Origin of the sequence: Streptococcus sp. LMAG:39 (genome assembly GCF_008680485.1) — a bacterium.
Lineage (GTDB): Bacteria > Bacillota > Bacilli > Lactobacillales > Streptococcaceae > Streptococcus > Streptococcus pasteurianus.
This window is the reverse complement of record NZ_NALE01000001.1, coordinates 1570347-1594124: the sequence shown is the minus strand read 5'-3', so window position 1 is coordinate 1594124 and position 23778 is coordinate 1570347. Positions and strand designations below refer to the sequence as shown.

Here is a 23778-nt window from a genome sequence, read left to right as displayed (position 1 = left end):
TTAGGTTACATTTCTCTCCTCTATCATTAAAATAACTATCTATGTATAAAAGCAAAATCCTATCACAGTCGCTGTGATAGGATTTTTATTATTCTTTCGTCAATAATTCTAGGCTTTCTTTTGTCCATTTTGGTAAATTGTCCGCCAATGGTTGAAAGCCAATGTTTAGATGGCTATTTGAAAAGCGGTGACGACGGTGTAAGTGATGTTTTTCTTCCTCCAGTGTGCGAAGAGATAAACTTGCTTTTTGCGTAAATTCATCAAAATCAACAACTTGGACTAAAACTTTTTCACCAACACTGAGTAATTGGTAAATGTTTTCAATATAACCTGTTTTAATTTCTGAAATATGAATAAGACCTGTTGTCCCATTATCTAATGCGACAAAGGCACCATAAGGTTTTATACCTGTTATTGTTCCAGTGATTTTGTCGCCAATTCTCATTAGTCCACTACCTCAATTGTTTCGATAACGACATCTTCAACTGGGCGGTCTTGAGCGCCAGTTTCAACGTTAGCAATTTCATCTAAAACTTTGTATGAATCGTCGTCCATGATTTGGCCAAATACGGTATGGCGACGGTCCAAGTGTGGCGTTCCACCATTTGTCGCATAAAATTCTGCAATTGGTTTTGGCCAGCCACCACGTTCTAATTCTTTTTGAGCATAAGGAATTTTGCTGTTTTGAACGATAAAGAACTGACTGCCGTTTGTATTTGGTCCAGCATTAGCCATTGAAAGAGCCCCACGAACGTTATAAAGTTCTTCTGAGAATTCATCTTCGAAGCTATCTCCATAGATAGATTGTCCCCCCATACCAGTACCAGTTGGGTCACCACCTTGAATCATAAATTCAGGGATAATGCGGTGGAAAATAATACCGTCATAGTAGCCATCTTTTGACAAGGCAATAAAGTTTGCAACTGTTTTTGGTGCATGTTCTGGGAAGAGTTGAATCTTCATATCACCGTGATTAGTTTTGATTGTCGCAACTGGACCTTCAACTGTTGTTAAGTCAACTTGTGGAAAATTTAATTGTTTTTCTACCAAACCGAGTTCCTCCAAAGCATATAAAATGCCATCTTCTTCTACTGTTTTTGTTACAAAATCTGCTTTTTCTTTGAGTTCAGGGACTGCATTGCCCATAGCAATCTTCAAGCCAACATAATCAAAGATTTCCATATCATTTGGACCATCACCAAACATCATGGCATTGATTGGTTTTAAGTTTTGACTTTCTAGAACATGTGCAACACCTGAAGCTTTAGAAATACCATTTTTGACAACATCAGATGAATGTTCATGCCAAGGGACTAAACGAATTTCTGAGGCTAATTCATCAGGTAATTGCAACTGAGCATTATTTTCCGTAAAGGTCCACATATGATAAACATCATTTGTCAAATAGAAATCAGGCTCAACGTCGCAGACACCGTATATTGGTATCATTGCGTCATCGATTAGGTCACAACGAGCTGAAACAACTGGTTTATCTTTTCCAGCAAAACCGTATTCAATTCCTTCTGATTTAGCCCAAGCAACGTATTTTTCGACAATGTCTCGTGGCAACGGGTCATTAACAATTTCTATTGCTTTTTTGTCAATGACATATGTGCCATTAATCGTCACAAAATAATCAGGCTCTAGAGCGCGAATTTCTGGCACAACGCCATAAAGGGCACGCCCGGTTGCAATCCCAGTCATGATACCTTTTTCTTTTAAGCTTTTAAAAACATACTTAATTGATTCTGGCATATAGGCTGTTGCTTTTACGCGCAAGGTGTCATCAATGTCAAAAAAGACAATTTTAGTTTTTTTAGCCTTGTATTTAGTTTTTACATCCATCTGAAAATTATGGGAAAGAAAATGATCATCAGAATCTCATTTTCCATAAAGTGACATCACTTTCCCATTTTCCTTTCTAATAAAAAATCAAAGAAAAATCATGGTTATATTATATCATTATTCGTCATCTTGCGGTACTAAATGATGTTTAAAGGCGTAAACGACTGCTTGTGTACGGTCATCGACTTCTAACTTAGCTAGAATATTTGAAACGTGTGTTTTGACGGTCTTTAGTGAGATAAATAACTCATCAGCAATAGTTTGGTTATCATACCCTTTAGCAAGTAATCTCAAAATATCACGTTCACGCGCTGTCAAATCTTCATGCAATTCTGGTTGCATATCATGAGCTTTGATTTTTTTATCGACTTCTGTTTCAATAGCTAACTCACCACGTGCAACTTTCTGAATGGCATTTAAAATTTCTGCTGCGCTAGATGTTTTTAACATATAACCTTTAGCACCTGCTTCAATGACAGGATAAATTTTTTCATTATCAAGGTAAGATGTTAAGACAAGAATCTTAGCTTCTTTCCATTCTTCCAGAAGCTTCAATGTCGCTTCGACACCGCTCATTTCTGGCATTACCAAATCCATAACAACCACATCTGGTTTTAATTCTAAAGCCAAATTAATGCCGTCTAAACCATTTCCAGCTTCGCCGACCACCTCAACATCTGGTTGCAAATTCAAAAAGCTTTTTAACCCTAAACGTACCATTTCATGGTCATCAACTAGGATAATTTTAATTTTCTGGGTCATCTTCTTTCTCCTCGTTTCCTCCCTTTACCAGTGGCAAACGAATATCCATTGATACTCCTTTACCTTTTTGACTCAGCAATGTAACTGTTCCAGCCATATCATCAACACGTTCTTCAATATTACTAATACCATAACTTAAATCATGACTTTCATCCATATCAAAACCGACACCGTTATCGACCATTTTAAGCTGCAGCTCGGTTTCTGTTTGATTTAGATAAACCTCTAAACAACTAGCTTTAGCGTGTTTAAGGGTATTACTAATGAATTCTTGTGCAATTCGAAAAACGTTATCCTCTATTTTCTTAGGTAGTTGACCGATATTTTTCTTATAAACAACCTCTATACTACTCTTATCTGTCAATTCTTTCAAGAGGATATCAAAACCTTCTGAAAGGGTTTTATTTTCTAATTCTGTTGGTCGTAAATGCAATAGCAAAATTCGCAAATCTTTTTGAGCATTTTGTAGCATGCTTTCAACAGCCGTCAATTGAAATTCTAATTGCTCTTTTTCAATTTGGTCAAGATTAGCAGACACGCCTGAAAGGATCATCGAAGAAGCGAATAATTCTTGACTAACCGTGTCATGCAAGTCACGCGCAATTCGTTTTCGTTCTTGCTCAACAATTTCTTGACTGTTTAGAATGCGACTATTTTCTGTATTTTGCAAGCTATTTGTCAAATGCGTCATTTTTTTAGACAAACGCGATAAATTCGTATTGATTTCTGTATCTTCGTCTAGAGTGATAGGCTGATTATTCAAAATACGGCGTAAGTTTTGGTTGATGCCACGTTTGCTGTTATCATCTAAAATAACCCAAAGCAAAAGCAATAAAATCGTTACTGCTAGAATCAAAAAGACAATTGAAAAGACAAATTGTTCTCCCATCCAAAAATCTGTGATAAGATTTTTCAGATGCAGATTTAAACTATCCAAAACAACGATAACGATTGAGATGATAATAATACTCGCATAAAGAATAAATAATATAAAATGATGTTTTTTCATTTGCGCACCACCTCAACATCTCCAGCAAGCGTACTAACGATAATTTTCACTGCTTTTAAATACTCTTCGTCTTCACTATGCCATAATTTTAACGATTCATTACGTAAATCATATTCTTCAAAATCAAAGTACCGAACGCTACCGTAAATCGCACTAACATCTAATTTCACGGCAACATCAATAGGCACCAAAATTTTTGTTGGGCCAAAAACTTTTCGAATGACAACGACATTATCCTTTCCAGTTACAATGACATTGCTTAAATCAATCGTATCACTTCCTGTCAAACGGATAATATTAATATCATCAAACGCATAAAAATCACTATCGTGCGTATCCATTCCAATCCATTGATTACGGACAGGCTTTGCCTTTAATTCTTCCTCACGAAAACGTACCAAAGCATAGCGATTTTTTTTCTTAACTTGTGAAAAATGGTTGATAACAACGTAAACAACACCTAATACTACCGCCATGATAATATAAGGATTAAGCATAAAAATTAAAAATAAAAGAACAAGACCAATGGTCAATAAAAAATTATTCCGTTTATCTTGATCATAAAATCGTAGCGCCAACAAAATCAAAACAAGAATAAGAATAAAACTTGATAGATTATTTGCCATGATAGTCATCAAACCCATCACAAGCAAAATCGTTTCTACGATGACAAAAAACTGAACTTTCCTCATATCATACCCTTTCTTTTTCTGTATTTTACCAAAAAGCTACCAAAATTGCAGGTTTATAACTTAAAAGTCCAGGAAGTTATCCTGGACTTTTAAGTTATTGTTCATTACTTGATTCTGTTGATGAGCTACTATCATCCGTACTGCTACTTGATGAACTTGATTCTTTTGATTCAGAGGGTTCTGAACTTGATGACGATGGCGCCTGTGAGCTTTCTTCTTCATCAGCTGCTAGGTAAAGTATCACGTTACCACTTAACGTTTCACCATAGTAAGGTGTTTGAGCAGTGATAGTTGCTGTTGAAGATGGTGAGCTTACTTGCACATAACCCGTAGAAGAATTTGGGTCGGCTTGATAAACCGTAATATGTGAACTTGACACGCCTAGAGCTGTTAAGGCAGCAATAGCTTCTGAATAAGTATAGCCTGTCAAATTCGGCATTGTCACTGTACTTTCTGTGGCTACTTTAAAGGTAATCTTATCATCACCACTTACCTTAAAGGTTTCACCTTCACTAGGCGTTTGACTGATGATAACACCTTCGTCATAGTCTGACGTTGAGACTTCTTCAATCTCAATTTGCGACTCTGAAACACCGTAATTATTAACCAAATCTTTAACGGCTGTTTGATAATCTTGACCTGTATAGTCTTTTATCTTGAATCCTGATGAGCCTTTTGATACGTAAATATCAATTGATGACCCTTCTTTTTTCGATGAACCAGCAGTTGGACTTGTCTTAATAACGTAACCACTCTCAACGGTATCACTTGATACTTTATGAACGGTTCCAACTTTAAGACCTGATGATTTTATCGTTGTTTTTGCTTCTGATAAACTAGAGCCAGCAACATCTGGAACACTCACGGTTGATGGTGAGGTCAACGTCAAGTAAGTAAAGATAGCAATAGCTACAATCACAACTGCAAAAAAGATTTTCATTAACGTGCCGAACATACGACGTGATTTTTTCTTCTTTGTTTTAGCTTTAGTCGCTTGGTTTTCTGTTGCTACTTTATCTTCTTTAGCTGCTTTTTGTTTCTTCAAGAGTTGTTCTGTCGTTGAAGGAACAGATGTTGATGTTGTTACCTTTGGAAGTGTCTTTGTATTTTCAGTATCTTCAAAAACAAGTTTAGGTTCACGGCTACGGTTGTAAGAAAGTGCCGTCATCAAATCACGACTCATTTCAAAAGTTGACGCATAACGGTCACTTAAACGTTTTGCAGTCGCCTTGATAACAACATTTTCTAGTGCTTGTGGAACATTCTTATTCTCATCAATGATAGAAGGAAGTGGTTTTTGGAAATGTTGAAGCGCAATGGTAACAGCTGAATCGCCATCATATGGGATGTGACCTGTTAACATTTCAAACAACATAATCCCCATAGCGTAAATATCACTTTGAACAGTCGCTTTTGAACCACGTGCTTGTTCAGGCGATAAATAATGCACACTACCTAGCATTGAATTGGTTTGCGTTAAACTTGTTTCGGCAAAGGCTACGGCGATACCAAAGTCAGTAACTTTAACAGTTCCATCTTTGGTTAATAAGATATTTTGTGGTTTTAAATCACGGTGAACAATCCCTTGTTGATGCGCCAAAGTCATCGCAGATAAGACTTCTTCCATGATTCTAACAACTTCATTATTAGAAAGCGGAGCATGATCTTGAATGTATTTTTTCAAGTCCGATCCATCAACATATTCCATTACTAAGAATTGCTGTCCGTCTTCTTCTCCAATATCACGAATCGAGACGATATTTGGATGGTTCAGTTCTGCCATGGCACGCGCTTCCCGTTGGAAACGCGCTACGGCAATTTGATCAGTCTGATAATTCGTCCGAAGCACCTTAATGGCCACTTCTTCATTATCAAGAATGAGATCTTTTGCCAGATAAACATCTGCCATTCCACCCCGTCCGATAGATTTGAGGATCCGATAACGACCAGCAAATAATTTGCCAATCTGAATCATTAAGCTTCCTCACTTTCGGCGTGGATTAAAGCAATGGTAATGTTATCAAGACCTCCACGTTCGTTAGCAAGAGTAACCAATTCATTGTTCTTGTCATCAAGATTTTTATCTTGACTTAAAATGCTAACAATTTCGTCATTGGTAATCATATTAGTTAAACCATCACTGTTAATAATAAGATAGTCATTTTCTTCAAGTACCTGAACACCTAAATCTGGCTCAACAGGATTTGCTTGTCCAATAGACTGTGTAATGATATTTTTTTGAGGATGATTTGCAGCTTCCTCTTCAGTCAACTGACCAGCTTTTACCAGTTCATTAACTAAAGAGTGATCACTTGTCAACAATTGGTATTCTCCTTGGTGGAGCAAACCAATGCGTGAATCCCCAACGTGAGCATAGATGACATTGTTATCAACAATTGCCAAGGCTTCTACTGTTGTTCCCATACCTTTATACTCATCAGTTTGACCGAGTTCATAGACTTTGCGATTTTCAGCTTCTAATGTCACTAAAAGCCAATCACGAATCTGACTTAACTCAGTGTAATCGGTATTAATCCACTCACGTCCAAGATCTGTAACAGTCATTTCGCTAGCAATATTTCCTGCACGATGACCACCCATGCCATCTGCTAAAATAACCAAAGTAATGCCGTTTTTATTATCAAATTTGTTAATAAAATCCTGATTGTTTGAACGTTTTTGTCCGATATCAGTTACAAGTGAAATTTTCATAGTTTTTCTTCTGACTGTGTCAGTTTCCTCCTTGAGATTACAAGATACGTTTGACTTGTCCTATAAAGAACCCGTCTGTCTGATATTGTTCTGGGGTAATTGTAATACATCCATCTCTAACAATATCTTCTTGCGTATGACTCAGTTTTACTTGTTCAAAATTTGGATGAGTTTCTAAAAATTTATGAATAACTTGGAAATTTTCCTCATCAAAAATTGTACAAGTGCTATAAGTTATTATACCACCTTTACGCAACGTTTGACAAACGCTATCAAGTATTTGCAGTTGAATTTCTTGCAGAGCTGAGAAATCTTGATTTTCTTTATTGTACTTAATGTCCGGTTTACGGCGGATTAAGCCGATTCCTGAGCAAGGGGCATCTACCAAAATCTTATCAAAAGAATCTGGTGCAAAATGCTCATGAACGGTTGTGGCGTCCATTTTTTGTGTGCTGATTTTATCAGCGACACGCAGACGCTTGGCATTATCCATGACAAGCGTTAATTTATGGTCATATAAATCGAGCGCTGTGATGTGTCCTTCTTTTAAATACGAAGCCATATGAGTTGTCTTGCCACCTGGGGCAGCGCAGGCATCTAAAATGTCTTCATTTCCTTGAATATTGAGCGTTGGAGCAACTAGTTGACTAGATTCATCTTGAATTGTGATATTACCATTAGCAAAATAATCTGTCCCAGCAAAATGTCCTGATGTTTTCACCAAACCAACTGGCGATAAGATAGATTGCTCTGCACCAGTCGCAGCTTTAATATCAGCTAATTTATCAAGATTTGTCACACGAATACTTGCCTTATTGCGGACAAAAAGGCTTTGCATAATAGCTACCGCGCGTTCTTCGCCGAATTGATCAATTAATTTTTTGACTAACCAAACTGGCAATGAATAAAGAACAGAGTAACGTTTATTCTTACGTTTAATCGTTTCAGGATTTGGTAATTCTTCCTTGGTAAAACGTCTTAGAACAGCGTTGACAAATTTTTCTGCACCTTTTTTGTTACCACGATTTTTAGCAATGTTAACCGCGTCATTTACCACAGCGTGGGCAGGAATTTTATCAAGATACAAGAGCTGATAAAGGCTCAACATTAATAGGTAATAAACCCAAAAATCTAACTTATCACGGTCTTTAATGTAATGAGCAAGATACCATTCTAAGGTAATTTTTCGTGCAACTGTTCCATAAACGATTTCTGTCACTAAAGACTTATCTTTTGGCAATAATGTCGTATGGCTTAATTCTTGATTAAGAGCAATATTAGAATAAGCTCCGTCTTCAAAGACATTTTCAAGGACAAGAAGCGCTAAACCACGTGCCTGATTTTTCCAATCATTCGCCAATAAGGTCACCTACTTCGAGCTTACGTCCTACACCATTAAGGAAATCAACAATATTCATGCGTGGCTTCCCAGCTGGTTGCACTGTTTTAAGCGAAATTGCCCCGTCACCTGTTGCTACGACAAGTGATTTCTTACCTTTTTCGATAATTTCACCTGGTTTTCCGTGACCTTCAGCTAAAGTAGCTTCATAAATCTTGAAACGTTTGCCGTCAAGAAGGGTATGAGCTACTGGCCATGGGGACAAGCCACGAATGTGATTAAAGACATCACGTGCTGATTTATTCCAGTCAATGCGTTCTTCTTCTGGTGTAATATTTGGTGAGAAAGTGGCTTTACTTTCGTCTTGCGGTTCTGGTTTAATATTGCCTGCAATGTAATCTGGTAATGTTTTTAACAACAAATCACGTCCAATAACAGCCAATTTTTCAAACATTGTTCCAACATTATCATCGTCAGTAATCGGTGTTGAAGCCTTGGCAATCATATCACCAGCATCCATTTTCTTAACCATTTCCATGATTGTCACGCCAGCTTCTTCTTCTCCGTTAATGATTGCATAGTGAATTGGTGCACCGCCACGGTATTTGGGAAGAAGCGAAGCATGAACATTGACCGCAAAATCAACAGAATCAAGCAATTTGGTTGGTAAAAATTGACCAAACGCAGCTGTCACAATGCCATCAGCACCCAAAGTCATCAGCTCTGCCATTTCTTCTGAACCAGACATTTTTTCAGGTTGATAAACTGGTAAATTATGTGCTAATGCAACTTCCTTAACAGGTGTCATTTTGATTTCTTTTTTGCGTCCAACAGCACGGTCAGGTTGCGTTACCACCGCTAGGACGTCGTAGTTGCTATCATCTAGCAAACCTTTTAGAACAGCCGCTGAAAAATCAGGTGTTCCCATAAAAATTAATTTTGTCATTTCAGTTCCTCTCAAAGGATTTTCTTACTTAAATTTTCTCTATTATAGCATAGTCATCCGCTACATGAAATTTTGTGGCTCATAGTCAATGACTAAGCGTAAATCTTTATTTTCTGGTAATTGTGTCAGATCTAAAATCTGGTTCAAGACATTCTCTAAATTGTCCTCAAAGCGATATTTAACGATAATTTGATAATGATAAAGATTATGCGTTCTGGCAATCGGTTTTGGTGTCGGACCGAGAATTTTGATTTTATCTGATAATTGCTGGCGCAATAATTGCAAGAGTTCAAATGATTTACGGACAACGGTCTGCTCATCTTTATGTGATAAGGTCAATCCGACCGTGAAATAATAAGGCGGATAAGCTAATTGCCTACGGATTCCCATTTCATAAGCGTAAAATGCCTCGTAGTCTTGCTTTTGTGCTAGCTGAATAGCATAGTGCTGTGGATTGTAAGTCTGGATAAGAACCTCACCTTCTTTTTCTGCACGTCCTGCACGCCCTGCAACTTGTGTCAACAATTGGAATGTGCGTTCAGAAGAACGAAAATCAGGTAAATTTAAAGACGTATCCGCATTTAAAACTCCTACCAAAGTAACATTTGGGAAATCAAGTCCCTTAGCAATCATTTGTGTGCCAAGTAAAATATCGGCTTCATGGTTGCCAAACTTATCCAAAATACGTTGATGAGCCCCTTTTTGACGTGTGGTATCAACGTCCATTCGTAAAATACGAGCTTGTGAAAAAACTTCCACGAGTTCATCATAAGCCTTCTGTGTTCCTGTTCCATAATACCGAATACTACGGCTATGACAATTCGGACAAGTGTGTGGAATGGATTTTTCAAAACCACAATAATGACAATTCATGGTTTTGGTATCCATATGCAGCGTCAAGGAAATGTCGCAATTTGGACATTCATCAACATAGCCACAATCACGGCACATGATAAAACTAGAGTAACCACGACGATTGAGCATGAGCACGACTTGCTCATTTTTTTCTAAGCGGTCAGCAATTTTTTCTAAGAGATACGGAGTAAAGTTGCTAACCTCTTGCTGCCCGACATAATCGCGAAAATCGACAATTTCAACTTTTGGAATCTTTGCCATAGGATTAGCACGATGTGTCAATTGTAGGAATTGGTAAACACCTCGACTAGCCCGAGCACGGCTTTCGATACTTGGTGTTGCAGAGCCCATTAACAACACAGCTTTATGGTATTTAGCACGAAGCAAAGCCACATCACGCGCATGGTAGCGCGGATTGGATTCTTGCTTGTAAGTCGCCTCATGTTCCTCGTCAATGATAATGGCACCAATATTTTCAATAGGAACAAAAATGGCAGAGCGTGCCCCAACAACGACACGTGCTTGTCCAGACTTGATTTTTCGCCATTCGTCAAACTTTTCACCGTCTGACAAAGCAGAGTGCATGATAGCCACTTGCTTGCCGAAACGTGAAATAAAACGATTGGTCATTTGTGGTGTCAAAGAAATTTCAGGCACCAAGACAATGGCTGTTTTACCGAGTTTCAAAACCTTGTCAATGATATGCAGATAAACTTCAGTTTTTCCTGAACCTGTCACACCTTCCAGTAAAAACGGATTACTTTCCTGAGCAATTTGGCTAGTTACTTGTTCAACGACAGCCGCTTGTTCAGCATTTAAATCAAGAAAATCTGTTGTTGCTACATCAAAATAAGCGTCTGAACGTTTTTTCTCTCTTTCAAGGACAGTTATCAACTGATTATCCACAAAAAATTTGACAACATCACGTGAAAAAAGATGATGCAAATCTGACAGTCTTCCTTCTTCAGGATGCTCTAACAAATAATCACGTAATTCCAATCTTTTTTTAGCACGATTGGAGATGTCTGCGGCAGCCATTTTTTCAGCTTGAATGTAATAATATTTTTCCGTTTTGATATTTTTCTTATCTTTAGCTAAATAATCAACGGTAATTTTTCCTGCTTGAACCAAGCGAGCGACTTTTTTCGCTTCTTCCTCAGTGAATGACGAATAAAGTCGGCTCTCTTTCTCACCAAACAATGCCAAACGTTCTTCGCTAGATAAGCTTTCTGTAGGCGTTAAACGTTTATCATACTGCGAATTCAGCAGATTAGGAATCATCGATTTCAGAATGGAAATTTTATAAGAAAACACGGTATGACGCATCTGCTCTGCCAATTCTAGCTGTTCTACATTCAACACAGGCTCAAAATCCAAAACTTCACTAATAGCTTTTAAGTCAGTCACAGTATTATCAAAAGTATCAGAAAAACCGACAACAAAGCCTTGCAAAAGCCGATTACCACGTCCAAAAGGGACATGAACTCGTGAACCGATGGTCACTTGGTCTTCAACATCTTTCGGAATGATGTAAGAGAAAGGTTTATCTGTTTGCATAAGTGGGACATCAACGATGACCTGAGCAATTTTTACCATAAATTTCCTTTCTATCTAGTCCTTAGCTATCCATGAAAAAGAAGAATAATCATGATAGCGACCAATGTTTGTCTAGCTTATCACAATGATTTATTACAAGAAAAATCTAAGATAAAACACCTTAGATTTTTTCTCCTTCTTCTTTTTCTTTAGCGATTTGTTCTTTGATTTTACGTTCTTCTTCTTCTTTAACTAGACGTTCTGCTTCGATACGAGCAAGAACAGCTGTGCGTTTAGCTTCTGGGTCTGGGTGAATCACAACATTACCAGACTCAATTTCTTCAAGTGCTTGTAAAGTTGCTTTTACAGATTTGAATTCTTGAGTTGGTTTAGCACCTGCTTCAAGTTCGTGAGCACGTTTGGCTTGAAGAATGCAAAGTGAATATTTTGAAGGTACTTTATCAAGCAAAGTATCGATAGAAGGTTTTAACATCATAGTTTTTTCTCTTTTCTCTTTTTTAATCAATATCTTTAATCATGTCGTTATATCGTCCGATAACACGATCAACACGGAAATGTTCTGCCTCGATAATGCGCTTAACGCGTTCAGCTGCCAAAGGCACTTCATCGTTAACAACAGCATAATCATACTCACGCATCAAAGCGATCTCTTCTTTAGCACGTTCGATACGTTGGCGGATAACTTCCTCGCTATCTGTACCACGTCCTACCAAACGATCTTTTAATTCGTCCAAATCAGGTGGCGTTAAGAAAATAAACACCCCATCTGGAACTTTCTTCTTAACTTGAAGCGCTCCTTGCACTTCGATTTCAAGGAACACGTCAATCCCCTTATCAAGAGTTTCATTAACATAAGTCAGTGGTGTGCCATAGTAGTTTCCTACGTATTCAGCATATTCCAACATTTGACCATTTTTAATAAGCTCCTCAAATTCTTCACGAGTTCGGAAGAAATAATCAACGCCATCGACTTCTCCTGGCCGTTTTTGGCGTGTTGTCATAGAAACGGAATATTCAAATTTATGATCCGGTGTTGAAAAAATTTCTTGGCGAACTGTTCCCTTACCAACCCCAGAAGGTCCTGAGAAAACAATTAACAAACCACGTTCGGTCATGCCACTCTCCTTATTATAGACTACAAGTTAAGACTTGCTTTTTATCAATTAGACTACAAACTAGTGTATCAAAAACATAGCCATTTTTCAAGGAATTTTAAAAGCTTCCGTGGCTCTTTCCGCATAAAAAATGCTGTTTAAATCTTAGTTAGACATTCTACTTAAGTTCTAGTAATTTCAGCAACTATTTCTTAGTAAATAAATATCGATTAAAAAAGAAGCGCTAAGATTAGCACCTCCTTTAAAAATTGTTTTATTTTGCATAATCAACTGCACGAAGTTCACGAATAACGGTAACTTTAATGTTACCCGGGTAATCAAGATTACCTTCAATTTTTTCACGAACTTTGTGAGCTAAGATTGTTACCTCATCATCAGAAACTTTAGTTGGTTGCACCATGATACGAATTTCACGTCCTGCTTGCAAAGCATAGCTATTTTGGACACCTTCAAAGCTTGTGGCAATTTCTTCCAAATCACGAAGGCGTTTGATGTAATTTTCCATTGATTCGTTACGAGCACCTGGACGAGCTGAGCTAAGCGCATCTGCAGCTGCAACAATCACAGCGATAACACTTTCCGGTTCTACATCACCGTGGTGACTAGCAATGGCATTAACGACAATCGGATTTTCCTTGTATTTATGAGCAAGTTCCGTTCCGATTTCAACGTGGCTTCCCTCAACCTCACGGTCAACGGCTTTCCCCATATCATGCAAGAAACCGGCACGACGAGCAAGTGTTACGTTTTCTCCAAGTTCCCCTGCGAGAATACCTGCCATCTTACCAACTTCGACAGAATGACGTAAGACGTTTTGACCGTATGATGTTCTAAATTGCAGGCGTCCCATGATTTTAATCAAATCAGGGTGCAAGTTAAGGGCTCCAATTTCAAATGCAGCAGCCTCACCATATTCACGAATACGGTTATCCATTTCCAAACGATTTTTTTCAACCAATTCCTCGATACGAGCTGGGTGAATACGTCCGTCCTGAATCAAAGCTTCCAAAGTCATTCGAGCGATTTCACGACGAATCGGATCAAATCCTGAAAGAACAACAACTTCAGGGGTATCATCAATGATAACGTCAATTCCTGTCAAACTTTCAAGTGTGCGGATATTACGTCCTTCACGTCCAATGATACGACCTTTCATGCTATCGTCTGGTAAGTGAACTGTTGTAATAGTTTGTTCAGTAACATATTCACCTGCCATACGTTGCATAGCTTGCGCGAGAATATTTTTAGCAAGTTTGCTAGATTTATCTCGGACTTCACGTTCAGCATCTTTGATACGAGTAGCAATTTCGTGCGTCAAATTAGTTTCTGTTTCCGTTAAAATAATTTCACGCGCTTCAGCAATCGTCATGAGCGCTACACGTTCAAGTTCTGCTTTTTTCTGTTCTTCTAGTTCTCCGATTTGTTTTTCACGCTCATTAATGTGTCTAGATTTATCGGTTAGACTTTGTTCTTTACTATCCAACACTTTTTCCTTGCTGGTTAGGTTTTCATCCTTGCGGTCAAGAGAAGAAGCTCGTTCTGTCAAACGAGTTTCCATTTGTTTTAACTCTTGCCTTTCAGATTTAAATTCTTTTTCAATCTCTTCACGATATTTTCTAGCCTCTTCTTTTGCCTCGATTAGTAATTCTTTACGATATGATTTACTTTCTCGTTCGGCTGTTTTTCTGATTTGCTCAGCTTCTAACTCCGCTTGACCACGTAGATTAACAGCGTCTTGTTCTGCATTTAAAAGAGTGAGTTCTGCCGCTTCTTTCGCAGACTTAAGTCTAACTGAAATCAACGCATAACCAACTATCAAACCAATGAGGGCAAAAACAATCAAGATAATAATATTTGGCATGTTTTTACCTCAATAAAAATTTTAGATTTCATCTATAGAAAGCTACTTTTAAGTTTATCATAAAATAAGCTTTTTCACAATTTAAAATTGTAAAGCGTTTTACTAAAATTTGTGTTATGATATTTACAAGGAACAAAAAAGGAGTGTACTATGTCTAAAAAAGAAGTTACTGTGGAAAGTTTTGAACTTGACCACACTATCGTTAAAGCCCCTTACGTCCGCCTTATTTCAGAAGAAGCTGGACCTCTAGGCGATGTTATTTCAAACTTTGATATTCGTCTTGTGCAACCTAACGAAAATGCTATTCCAACAGCTGGTTTACATACTATCGAACACTTGCTTGCTAAACTTATTCGTGAACGAATTGACGGAATGATTGACTGCTCTCCGTTTGGTTGCCGTACTGGTTTCCATTTGATTATGTGGGGGAAATACAATACAACTGAAATCGCCAAAGTTATCAAATCAAGTTTAGAAGAAATTGCCAACGTAACATCATGGGAAGATGTTCCAGGAACAACCATTGAATCTTGCGGCAACTATAAAGACCATAGCCTTTTTACCGCTAAAGAATGGGCAAAATTAATCTTAAAAGACGGTATTTCAGACGACCCATTTGAACGTCATGTCATCTAAATATTAAAGTCAGCTTAGCTGGCTTTTTTAATAACAAAAGGCAAAGAGAAGCATTTCTCCTTGCCTTTTATTCATCGATTAATGAAACTGCATACCGCAATCAACAATGATTGTTTGACCTGTAATGTAATCGGAATCAGGTCCTGCTAAAAAGCTAACAGCTTTTGCAACGTCTTCTGGTTCTGACAAACGTTTTAAAGTGATGTCCTTTGCAAAAGTTTGCATTCCCCATTCATCATCTTTACCAGCATTTTTACCGACTTCATGCGCAATGTCAAACATCATTGGTGTTTTAACAATTCTAGGTGCGTAAGCATTTACTGTAATGCCATCCTTAGCTAAATCACGTGCTAAGGTTTGTGTGATGCCACGCACCGCAAATTTACTACCACCGTAAACAGTCAAGTTAGGATTACCAACAACACCTGCTTGTGAAGTTGCATTAATAATCTTACCACCGTGTCCTAATTTTTTGAACTCTGCCAAAGCTGCTTGGGCTCCCCAAATCGTACCTCCGACATTAATGGCAAAAGTACGTTCAAACACTTCCTCGGTAATCGTATCCAAAGGTGTCGTTGGAGCTACGCCAGCGTTATTAACCACAACTGATAAATCTCCAAAGTGTTCAACAACTTTTGCGAAAGCTTTTGCTACTTCGTCACGTTTTGACACATCTGCAACCACAGCAAAGGCATCTGTTGGAGAAATTTCCTGAACAGCCTTTTCAGCTGTTTCTTGATTGTAATCAAGGATTCCCACCTTAAAACCATCGTCATGCAGACGTTTTGCAATAGCAAAGCCAATTCCTTGGCCTGCACCTGTAACAATAGCGACTTTTACCATAATATCACCCCTTATCTTTAAGTTAACTTGATTATAGCGCTTACAATATTTTCTGTCAATTTTTTGAAACTTTTTTCAATCAGTTTTCATTACTTTTATTTATCAAATAAAAAATGCCCTCCGTAAGGAGAGAGCATTTTGTTTTTAATAATCAAGTGCATCCGAATTACCAGAAGCATTCCCAACAAAGTAACCTGTTTTACAGTTAATTGAGAAAAGGTATGTTCCGTCAGCCTTGAACATATTGTAGTAACCATTTCCATTAATGATATTAACTTTTTCAAGAATGTAATCATTTCCTGAGAAGTAACCACGTGATTGAGATGTTGCCACAATTTTATCAAGTACACCGTCCGCAAATGTCCAAGCAGAATTGCTTGAATCCGCAATCGCTGAATCACTATAAGGAACACGGCTCAAGCTACGTTGAAGTGTAGAAGCATCATAAGATGTGATACCATATCCACTAGCTCCAGAGACAGTTGGTGTTGTTGACGTATCAGATGATGATTGAGTTGCACTTTCTGTTTGGCTTGAGATACTTGCACTTGCTTCTTGACTGCTTGATGATGCCAAAGCAGCTAACTGATTCTTACCATCAGTAATCGCTGATTGCAACAATGTATCTAGATTAGCATTGCCTGTATTCAAAAGGTCACTTGATAAATTATCAAAGTTAGCATCAGATTTTACAGTTGCTGAAGCTTTTTCACCATTTACAATAACATTTGATTCAAATAAGGCATTGATTGTTTGGATAGCTGTAATTTGAGCTGCCAAAGTATCGTATTCTTTCTTAGCATCGTCATAGTAATCTGTGTCTTTCAAGTCATCAAGTTTTTCTTTTAATGATGAAATATTGTCAAATTCACTATTTTTCAATTTTGTTTTAGTATCATCTGTAAAGAAGGCTGCATAGGCATCGTCGAATGCCCTTTTCGCCTTTTTAGCTACTGCAGACGAACTAGATGATGTTGATTTCTTAGTTGTAGATGTTGATGAGCTAGCAACACTCGTGCTTGGTTCTTTAGTATAATTCAAACCGTAAGCCACAGCAAAAATAGCGACAACAAGAACCGCCAAGCCACCAATAATCACACGTTTATTTTTATAAGTTGGTTGCTCATCTGCCGTTTCAAGAGCAATAGCTTCACTGTTTTTGTCATCAGCAACCACAGCTGATGCAGCTTCTGGAGTTGGCTCTGAAACTGCTGAATCAGCATTTGGTATTTCAATACTAACATTTTCTTGCTGAATTGTTGAGTCGTTTTCAGATGCTACATCTTCTGATACTGGTACTTCTTGCGAAGTCTCTTGAGTGTCCTCAACTTTTTCTGCTTCAAAATCAACAGCTTTAGGCGTAGCTTCATTTTCTTTCAAAGCAGACTCACCAACAAGCCCGCTGTTGACCAATTCTGCACGTTGTTTCTTAATGAAATTGTCCAAAGCTTTGGTATCTAAATTGTCAAAGTCAGATAATTTAGCCTCAAACTTTTGTGATGTCACTTCGTCTCGGTGTTGTTTAATGTATTTATCCAAAACACCGTCAGACTCAGTCACTCCAGCTTTTAACTCAGAATCTTTCCGAACAGCTTCTCCAATGGTCATATTTTTTACATCTTCTAAATTAAGTCCTTTTTGTTCTTCAGAAGACGGCAATTCTTTCTTGTCTGACACGCTTGTTCACCTCTCTAAATCAGATTGTCTTTTTTATTAGGCTGTTTAACGCCGTATTTTACTTTTCTTGTGTTGGCGTGGTAACTAAACGTTTAACACGTTCGCCATAGAATTGGTACAAATCAACTCTTAGTGTACCGTTGTACAGTTTACGTTTTTTATCAGCCTGTGAACCATAGTTTTGTTCAAATTGTTCATCACTTGTTAGGATAAATTTACTCCATGTTTTTAGCGGAGCAAAAGTCTGTCCCATTTCATTATACAAGATGTCCACAGCTTTGTCATCCAGCAATCGTTCACCATAAGGGGGGTTAGACACGATAACACCGTTGATTTTATCAGTTTTTAAATCTTGAAGTCGCATTTGTTTCAATTTGATGACATCTGCAAGTCCAGCTTCCTCAGCATTCTTTTTCGCAATGTCAATCATGCGTCCGTCAATATCAAATCCAGAAATATCAAGTTCAATGTCATAATTAGCTTTTTCTTCAGCTTCATCACGAACTTGTTGAACCAAATCGGCGTCAACCCAATTCCATTCCTCAAAAGCAAAGTCACGATTAAAGCCTGGCGCAATGTTCATGCCAATCATAGCCGCCTCGATACAGAAGGTTCCCGAACCACATGTTGGGTCGATAAAAGGTTTATCTGGATACCAGTTTGACAACTCAATAATTGCTGCTGCCATATTTTCCTTAATCGGTGCCCCACCTTTTTCCACACGGTAACCGCGTTTGAAAAGACTTGCTCCTGTTGTATCAATCATAACTGTTGCTTTATCTTTTAAAATGGAAACTTCTATTCTAAACTCTGCCCCACTTTCTTGCAGTGGAATACCTTCTGGACGATGATAAACTTTTTGAAGTTTTTTAACAACAGCTTTTTTACTAATAGCTTGAACACTTGGCTCATTATGTAGTTTAGATTTCACACATTTTGCCTTTGAAATTGGAAACTTAGCACCAAGTGGTAAATAATTTTCCCAATTTAATTTGTAAACACCTTGAAATAACTCCTCAAAAGTACGAGCCGGAAATTCACCGACTACAATTTTAATACGGTCAGCTGCACGTAACCAAAGGTTGGTTGTCGCAATCGTTCTAACATCTCCTTGAAAGCGGACTTTTCCATTTTCGACTTGGCAGTCAATGCCTAAATCACGGATTTCACGCCCTACAACCGCTTCAAGTCCTGCTGCCGCTGTCGCTACTAAATTAAACGTTTTTTTCATTCATTAATTCCTATTTCATCAAATTCTTATCTATAAGTTTAACACGTTTTACTGGCTTTAAGCTAGTAAAAATCAATTAATTTTCAAACACCATTATTAGCCAATATCTAGTATTAAAATACAACCAAAAATAAAAGCTAGCCTAAGCTAGCTATATACCTATATGCAATTTTCTATAAGCCATGTTTTGTTCCAGAGATAACTAGGTCTTATCTCCTTCGATAATCATCTGTCTACTGTTTCCAGTCAGGATAGATTGTTCGGATTCCAACTATCCCATGCCCCTACCAAAGTTTGGGTTGCTAGCTTGAGGGGTTTACCGCGTTCCACTTCTTAGGTTTCCCTAAGAACTACGTCACTGTGGCACTTTCAGGGCTATTCAGACATATCCATAAAGAACTTAGCCTTTTTGCCCGCCGTAACATCAAAAAAGATGCCCCTAGGCTTATTGATTCACCTAGCACAAACACTACCGGCATCACAGCCAGTGCTAGCATGGACTTTCCTCATGGTATAAAAATACCACGCGATTATCCAAAAATTGCAATTTATAAACTCACTTTGACAAATTTCCAAAATAAGTTAAACACAAAATCAAAACAGCTTACTAACTGTCGTTAGTTAGGCTGTTTATTCAGTGATTTGTTTTCCAAATACTTCTTTTTCCAATCGGCTAATACGTTTCAAAATATCAATATTTGTTGCTGATTGAGCAACGCGTGTTTGTTGCTCTGCATTAACCGTATGTGAACCAACATAAGATGGTGTTGGCGCTGATTTTGGTTTTGAAGCGAGTTGTTGTTTTATTTTTTCATTTTCAGCGCGTAGTTCTTGAACCTGCGAAATATAACTTTCATAATCCTTGATGATGTCATCAAGGAATTCATCCACTTCTTTCTTATCATAGCCACGCATACTGGTTTTAAATTCTTGTTCAAAAATGTCCTTAGGACTGTAAATAATACTTGCCATTCTATCTCTCCAAACAAAACTATTCTAGTTAAAAGTAAGAATATGAAATCATCATATCAAGGTATATGTTACAGAAAATTTAATGAAAAATCAAGCATTTACCTTTATTTCATTATTAAAATTTTATTACCATTCTTCTAAGAATTCATTAAGACGGTCAAAGGTCAGAAAATTAATCGGATAGTCCTCTTTTTCTTGCATCACTTGTAACAAATATTTTAAATTTGTTTCATTTTCACTATCGTAAAAAAGATAGGCTCCTTCTGTATTATCTACTAAAAATTGATTATAGTTTTTAAATTGACTTGGATTTTCATAACTTTTATAAGTATACTTGACAAAATCAACCTGCTTAAATTCACCTAATTTTACTTGGTTAGCTTCATTCCAATTTTGACCATGATTTTCAAAAGCAAAAATCGTTGCTATGCTAAACTCATACTCTTCATGCAATTCCTTGGCAACTTGTAAAGCCCAATATTCAAAACCAAGATTTCCCATAAAAATCAGCCAATCAATTCCTTCTTCAAAATAACGAATCAAATCATGGCGGATAGCTTTTTTTATAACACTAATGCGCTCATCCTTATCTTGAAAGATTCCTAATTCAAAACTCTTATAACCCGTCACGAGAATTGCAGCCATATTCTGTTTCCTTTCTAAAAATATGTTATAATAAGATTGCTTATATTGACTTAAGCATGAATGTTAGGAGTTCTATGGTTAATTACCCTCATCATCTTATTCGAAAACAAGCAGTTCCTGCTTCTAAAAAAGTGAAAAAATCAACGGTTAACTTTGCTAATCGTGGGATGAGTTTTGAAGCAGCAATTAATGAAACCAATAATTATTACTTGTCTCGTAATATTGCTGTCATTCATAAAAAACCAACACCGATTCAAATTGTTAAAGTTGATTATCCGAAAAGAAGCCGTGCCAAAATTGTAGAAGCGTATTTTCGACAAGCTTCCACGACCGATTATTCTGGTGTCTATAAAGGACGCTATATCGACTTTGAAGCCAAAGAAACGCGGCAAAAGACATCTATGCCATTAAAAAATTTCCACGCTCACCAGATTGAGCACATGGCAAATGTTTTAAAACAAGACGGCATCTGCTTTGTTCTACTTCATTTTTCGACACTTAAGGAAACTTATTTTCTACCTGCTAGTGCTCTAGTAGATTTTTACCAAATCAATCTCGGCACCAAATCCATGCCACTTGATTATATCAGAAAAAATGGTTATGTAGTGACAACAAGTTCACTACCTCAAGTTCCTTATTTAGATATTATTGATCAAAAAATTTTAGGCGGTGATCACAATTAAAAAGAAAATAACAAGAAAACAAAAGAAAACTAATCCTACTACTTCTTCAAGAAAAACAACTGCTCTTAAAGTCTTAAAATATGGCTTGATTGCAGGACTAACACTTATCATTGCAGCTGTTTTGGCTGGTGGCTCTCTCTTTGCTTACTATGTAAGTAGTGCCCCAAAATTGTCTGAAAGCAAGTTATCATCTACTAACTCCAGTTTAATTTACGATTCAAGCGGCAATTTGATTGCGGACCTTGGTTCTGAAAAACGTGAAAGTGTTACGGCTGATAATATTCCTTTGAATTTGGTAAATGCCATTACTTCTATTGAAGATAAACGTTTCTTCAAACACCGTGGTATTGATGTTTACCGTATTCTTGGAGCTGCTTTTAACAACTTCACTAGCTCGAGCACCCAAGGTGGATCCACACTTGACCAACAGCTGATTAAATTGGCTTACTTCTCAACGAGTGAATCCGACCAGACCTTAAAACGTAAGGCTCAAGAAGCTTGGCTTGCTCTCCAAATGGAACGCAAATATACTAAGGAAGAAATTTTAACTTTCTACATTAACAAGGTATATATGGGAAATGGTAACTACGGTATGCTTACCGCTGCTAAATCTTACTACGGTAAAGATTTGAAAGATTTGTCCATTGCCCAACTTGCCTTACTTGCAGGAATTCCTCAAGCTCCTAGTCAATATGACCCTTATACTAATCCAGACGCAGCACAAAGTCGTCGTGATATCGTTTTGGCAGAAATGTACGAGGACGGTAACATTACAAAAGGCGAATACGATACTGCAGTAGCAACTCCTGTTACAGACGGCTTACAAACACTCACGGAGACTTCAAGTTATGATGCTTACCTTGATAATTATATTAAGGAAGTTATCGAAGAAGTCAGCGATAAGACAGGTCAAGATATTTATTCAGCAGGACTCAAAGTCTATACAAACGTTGATACTGATGTCCAACAATATCTCTGGAATGTTTACAATACTGATTATTATGTCTCTTATCCAGATTCTGATCTTCAAGTTGCCTCAACTATCATTGATGTGACAAACGGTAATGTTATTGCTCAACTTGGCTCACGTAACCAAGATACTTCTGTCTCACTTGGTACAAACCAATCTGTTCTAACAGATAGGGACTGGGGTTCTACAATGAAACCTATTACTGATTATGCACCTGCTATTGAAAATGGTATTTACACAAGTACCGCAGCTACGACAAACGATAGTAAATATTACTGGCCAGGCACTTCTACTCAGATTTACAACTGGGACCGTCAATACTATGGTACAATGACCATTCAAACAGCGATTCAACAATCACGTAACGTACCTGCCGTTAAGGCTCTTGAAGCTGTTGGGTTAGATGCTGCTAAAGAATTCCTTGAGGGGCTTGGTATCTATTACCCACAACTTTACTACTCAAATGCCATTTCAAGTTCTACTAGTGATTCTGATGAAAAATATGGCGCAAGTAGTGAAAAAATGGCTGCTGCCTATGCGGCATTTGCCAACGGTGGTATCTATTACGAACCTCAATATATTAATAAAATCGAGTTTAATGATGGTACTACTCAAACCTACAGTTCTTCTGGTACACGTGCCATGAAAGAAACAACAGCATATATGATGACATCAATGCTGAAAACTGTTTTAACCTACGGTACAGGTACTGAAGCTGCTATTTCTGGTGTTTACCAAGCTGGTAAGACTGGTACTTCTAACTATTCTGATGATGAATTAGAAGAAATTGAAGAATCAACTGGTATTTACAACAGCGTTGTTGGTACAATGGCTCCAGATGAACTCTTTGTTGGTTACACCACACAATACTCAATGGCAGTTTGGACAGGTTATAAGGATAGGATGACACCAATTTATGGTGATGGTTTGAATGTCGCAGCTGATGTTTATAAAGCAATGCAAAGCTATCTAAATGAAAAATATGGTAGTGGCAGTAAAGACTTCACCGTACCAAGTGGTGTTTATACTAGCGGTAGCTATGTTTACCTAAGTGGTTCAAGTAATAACTACACTTACTCATCAACATCAAGTTCCGTTTACAGTAACATCTACGGTTCAAGTTCAACTTCCTCTGAAGAAGAGTCATCAACCGCTGAATCTACTAGTGAAAATAGTTCTTCAACCGAATCATCAAACGAAGCTGACAACAATTTAGATAATAGTAGCACAGAATCTAGTAATGATTAGCACAAAAAACTCTCTCTGAACGACCTGCACTCTGATCGTTAGACACGACATCTAACGATTGGAGTGCTTTTTGTATGACATTAAGTTATGAAGATAAGGTTCAACTCTATGAGTTACGCCAAAATGGAGAGTCGATTAACTCCTTATCAGAAAAGTTTAGTATTGTTAAGGCTTATATCA

The 23778-nt window shown here is 37.5% G+C and carries 21 protein-coding genes and 1 other RNA gene; 3 read left to right on the top strand and 19 right to left on the bottom strand.

The annotated features are described in order from the left end of the window. Window positions 1-88: 88 nt before the first annotated feature. The 13 genes from CCC20_RS08170 to CCC20_RS08110 form a co-directional block, all read right to left on the bottom strand. On the bottom strand, window positions 89-445 hold the full coding sequence (locus tag CCC20_RS08170) for a S1 RNA-binding domain-containing protein (protein ID WP_003063541.1): 357 nt from the start codon (window positions 443-445) through the stop codon (window positions 89-91). Next, complete coding sequence (locus CCC20_RS08165) at window positions 445-1845, bottom strand: Cof-type HAD-IIB family hydrolase (protein ID WP_003063536.1); 1401 nt, start codon at window positions 1843-1845, stop codon at window positions 445-447. Before CCC20_RS08165 ends, CCC20_RS08170 begins: the two co-directional genes overlap by 1 nt. A gap of 117 nt (window positions 1846-1962) precedes the next feature. Next, window positions 1963-2607 carry a response regulator transcription factor gene (locus tag CCC20_RS08160; RefSeq protein WP_013851527.1) on the bottom strand — a complete coding sequence of 215 codons (645 nt, stop codon included), beginning with the start codon at window positions 2605-2607 and terminating at the stop codon, window positions 1963-1965. After that, complete coding sequence (locus CCC20_RS08155) at window positions 2591-3616, bottom strand: envelope stress sensor histidine kinase LiaS (protein ID WP_013851526.1); 1026 nt, start codon at window positions 3614-3616, stop codon at window positions 2591-2593. Before CCC20_RS08155 ends, CCC20_RS08160 begins: the two co-directional genes overlap by 17 nt. After that, window positions 3613-4308, bottom strand: a complete 696-nt coding sequence (gene liaF, locus CCC20_RS08150; RefSeq protein ID WP_003063532.1) for a cell wall-active antibiotics response protein LiaF — start codon at window positions 4306-4308, stop codon at window positions 3613-3615. Before liaF ends, CCC20_RS08155 begins: the two co-directional genes overlap by 4 nt. A 94-nt stretch (window positions 4309-4402) precedes the next feature. Then, entirely contained in the window at window positions 4403-6283 is a 1881-nt protein-coding gene (gene pknB, locus CCC20_RS08145; protein WP_003063531.1) for a Stk1 family PASTA domain-containing Ser/Thr kinase, read from the bottom strand. Next, complete coding sequence (locus CCC20_RS08140; protein ID WP_003063530.1) at window positions 6283-7020, bottom strand: Stp1/IreP family PP2C-type Ser/Thr phosphatase; 738 nt, start codon at window positions 7018-7020, stop codon at window positions 6283-6285. The genes pknB and CCC20_RS08140 overlap by 1 nt, the downstream gene beginning before the upstream one ends. A gap of 37 nt (window positions 7021-7057) precedes the next feature. Continuing rightward, window positions 7058-8380, bottom strand: a complete 1323-nt coding sequence (gene rsmB / locus CCC20_RS08135; RefSeq protein WP_069789205.1) for a 16S rRNA (cytosine(967)-C(5))-methyltransferase RsmB — start codon at window positions 8378-8380, stop codon at window positions 7058-7060. Then, the gene (gene fmt / locus CCC20_RS08130) at window positions 8370-9305 is read right to left on the bottom strand and encodes a methionyl-tRNA formyltransferase (RefSeq protein WP_069789206.1); all 936 of its coding nucleotides are present in this window, start codon (window positions 9303-9305) and stop codon (window positions 8370-8372) included. The genes rsmB and fmt overlap by 11 nt, the downstream gene beginning before the upstream one ends. A gap of 60 nt (window positions 9306-9365) precedes the next feature. Beyond that, window positions 9366-11756, bottom strand: coding sequence for a primosomal protein N' (locus CCC20_RS08125; RefSeq protein WP_069789207.1), 2391 nt, complete (start codon window positions 11754-11756; stop codon window positions 9366-9368). A 121-nt stretch (window positions 11757-11877) separates the two neighbouring features. Beyond that, a complete protein-coding gene (gene rpoZ / locus CCC20_RS08120; protein ID WP_013851522.1) occupies window positions 11878-12192 on the bottom strand; it encodes a DNA-directed RNA polymerase subunit omega in 315 nt (104 codons plus the stop codon). A 22-nt stretch (window positions 12193-12214) separates the two neighbouring features. Continuing rightward, entirely contained in the window at window positions 12215-12832 is a 618-nt protein-coding gene (gmk, locus tag CCC20_RS08115) for a guanylate kinase (protein WP_003063524.1), read from the bottom strand. Window positions 12833-13085: 253 nt separating this feature from the next. Beyond that, on the bottom strand, window positions 13086-14693 hold the full coding sequence (locus CCC20_RS08110; RefSeq protein WP_003063523.1) for a ribonuclease Y: 1608 nt from the start codon (window positions 14691-14693) through the stop codon (window positions 13086-13088). Between the two features lie 150 nt (window positions 14694-14843). On the opposite strand from CCC20_RS08110, the gene CCC20_RS08105 reads away from it, so the two are divergent. After that, complete coding sequence (locus CCC20_RS08105; RefSeq protein WP_013851521.1) at window positions 14844-15329, top strand: S-ribosylhomocysteine lyase; 486 nt, start codon at window positions 14844-14846, stop codon at window positions 15327-15329. 78 nt (window positions 15330-15407) lie between these two features. Here CCC20_RS08105 and CCC20_RS08100 read toward each other — a convergent pair whose 3' ends face one another. The 6 genes from CCC20_RS08100 to CCC20_RS08075 form a co-directional block, all read right to left on the bottom strand. Then, window positions 15408-16172 carry a (S)-acetoin forming diacetyl reductase gene (locus tag CCC20_RS08100; protein ID WP_069789208.1) on the bottom strand — a complete coding sequence of 255 codons (765 nt, stop codon included), beginning with the start codon at window positions 16170-16172 and terminating at the stop codon, window positions 15408-15410. Window positions 16173-16316: 144 nt separating this feature from the next. Next, a complete protein-coding gene (locus CCC20_RS08095; protein ID WP_003063520.1) occupies window positions 16317-17849 on the bottom strand; it encodes a cell division site-positioning protein MapZ family protein in 1533 nt (510 codons plus the stop codon). A gap of 58 nt (window positions 17850-17907) precedes the next feature. Next, a complete protein-coding gene (locus CCC20_RS08090) occupies window positions 17908-19080 on the bottom strand; it encodes a THUMP domain-containing class I SAM-dependent RNA methyltransferase (protein ID WP_003063519.1) in 1173 nt (390 codons plus the stop codon). A gap of 171 nt (window positions 19081-19251) precedes the next feature. Beyond that, window positions 19252-19622, bottom strand: an RNA gene (gene rnpB / locus CCC20_RS08085) — RNase P RNA component class B. A gap of 88 nt (window positions 19623-19710) precedes the next feature. Continuing rightward, window positions 19711-20052 (bottom strand): cell division regulator GpsB, encoded by a 342-nt coding sequence (gene gpsB / locus CCC20_RS08080; protein WP_003063518.1) that lies wholly within the window; start codon window positions 20050-20052, stop codon window positions 19711-19713. A 126-nt stretch (window positions 20053-20178) separates the two neighbouring features. Next, window positions 20179-20697, bottom strand: a complete 519-nt coding sequence (locus tag CCC20_RS08075; RefSeq protein ID WP_003063517.1) for an SLOG family protein — start codon at window positions 20695-20697, stop codon at window positions 20179-20181. Window positions 20698-20771: 74 nt separating this feature from the next. Between CCC20_RS08075 and recU the strand changes: the two genes are divergently transcribed. Further along, complete coding sequence (recU, locus tag CCC20_RS08070) at window positions 20772-21380, top strand: Holliday junction resolvase RecU (RefSeq protein WP_003063516.1); 609 nt, start codon at window positions 20772-20774, stop codon at window positions 21378-21380. Further along, on the top strand, window positions 21367-23598 hold the full coding sequence (gene pbp1a / locus CCC20_RS08065; RefSeq protein WP_003063515.1) for a penicillin-binding protein PBP1A: 2232 nt from the start codon (window positions 21367-21369) through the stop codon (window positions 23596-23598). Before recU ends, pbp1a begins: the two co-directional genes overlap by 14 nt. Window positions 23599-23778 lie beyond the last annotated feature (180 nt).

What these genes read in the sequence shown, in the direction of transcription:
- rpoZ (WP_013851522.1), bottom strand. Translation starts at nt 12,192, where the DNA reads ATGATGTTAAAACCTTCTATCGATACTTTGCTTGATAAAGTACCTTCA.
- gmk (WP_003063524.1), bottom strand. Translation starts at nt 12,832, where the DNA reads ATGACCGAACGTGGTTTGTTAATTGTTTTCTCAGGACCTTCTGGGGTT.
- CCC20_RS08075 (WP_003063517.1), bottom strand. Translation starts at nt 20,697, where the DNA reads ATGGCTGCAATTCTCGTGACGGGTTATAAGAGTTTTGAATTAGGAATC.
- CCC20_RS08170 (WP_003063541.1), bottom strand. Translation starts at nt 445, where the DNA reads ATGAGAATTGGCGACAAAATCACTGGAACAATAACAGGTATAAAACCT.
- CCC20_RS08100 (WP_069789208.1), bottom strand. Translation starts at nt 16,172, where the DNA reads ATGGTAAAAGTCGCTATTGTTACAGGTGCAGGCCAAGGAATTGGCTTT.
- CCC20_RS08165 (WP_003063536.1), bottom strand. Translation starts at nt 1,845, where the DNA reads ATGGATGTAAAAACTAAATACAAGGCTAAAAAAACTAAAATTGTCTTT.
- CCC20_RS08160 (WP_013851527.1), bottom strand. Translation starts at nt 2,607, where the DNA reads ATGACCCAGAAAATTAAAATTATCCTAGTTGATGACCATGAAATGGTA.
- CCC20_RS08090 (WP_003063519.1), bottom strand. Translation starts at nt 19,080, where the DNA reads ATGAAAAAAACGTTTAATTTAGTAGCGACAGCGGCAGCAGGACTTGAA.
- recU (WP_003063516.1), top strand. Translation starts at nt 20,772, where the DNA reads ATGGTTAATTACCCTCATCATCTTATTCGAAAACAAGCAGTTCCTGCT.
- fmt (WP_069789206.1), bottom strand. Translation starts at nt 9,305, where the DNA reads ATGACAAAATTAATTTTTATGGGAACACCTGATTTTTCAGCGGCTGTT.
- CCC20_RS08140 (WP_003063530.1), bottom strand. Translation starts at nt 7,020, where the DNA reads ATGAAAATTTCACTTGTAACTGATATCGGACAAAAACGTTCAAACAAT.
- CCC20_RS08125 (WP_069789207.1), bottom strand. Translation starts at nt 11,756, where the DNA reads ATGGTAAAAATTGCTCAGGTCATCGTTGATGTCCCACTTATGCAAACA.
- gpsB (WP_003063518.1), bottom strand. Translation starts at nt 20,052, where the DNA reads ATGGCAAGTATTATTTACAGTCCTAAGGACATTTTTGAACAAGAATTT.
- CCC20_RS08155 (WP_013851526.1), bottom strand. Translation starts at nt 3,616, where the DNA reads ATGAAAAAACATCATTTTATATTATTTATTCTTTATGCGAGTATTATT.
- CCC20_RS08105 (WP_013851521.1), top strand. Translation starts at nt 14,844, where the DNA reads ATGTCTAAAAAAGAAGTTACTGTGGAAAGTTTTGAACTTGACCACACT.
- pknB (WP_003063531.1), bottom strand. Translation starts at nt 6,283, where the DNA reads ATGATTCAGATTGGCAAATTATTTGCTGGTCGTTATCGGATCCTCAAA.
- liaF (WP_003063532.1), bottom strand. Translation starts at nt 4,308, where the DNA reads ATGAGGAAAGTTCAGTTTTTTGTCATCGTAGAAACGATTTTGCTTGTG.
- CCC20_RS08110 (WP_003063523.1), bottom strand. Translation starts at nt 14,693, where the DNA reads ATGCCAAATATTATTATCTTGATTGTTTTTGCCCTCATTGGTTTGATA.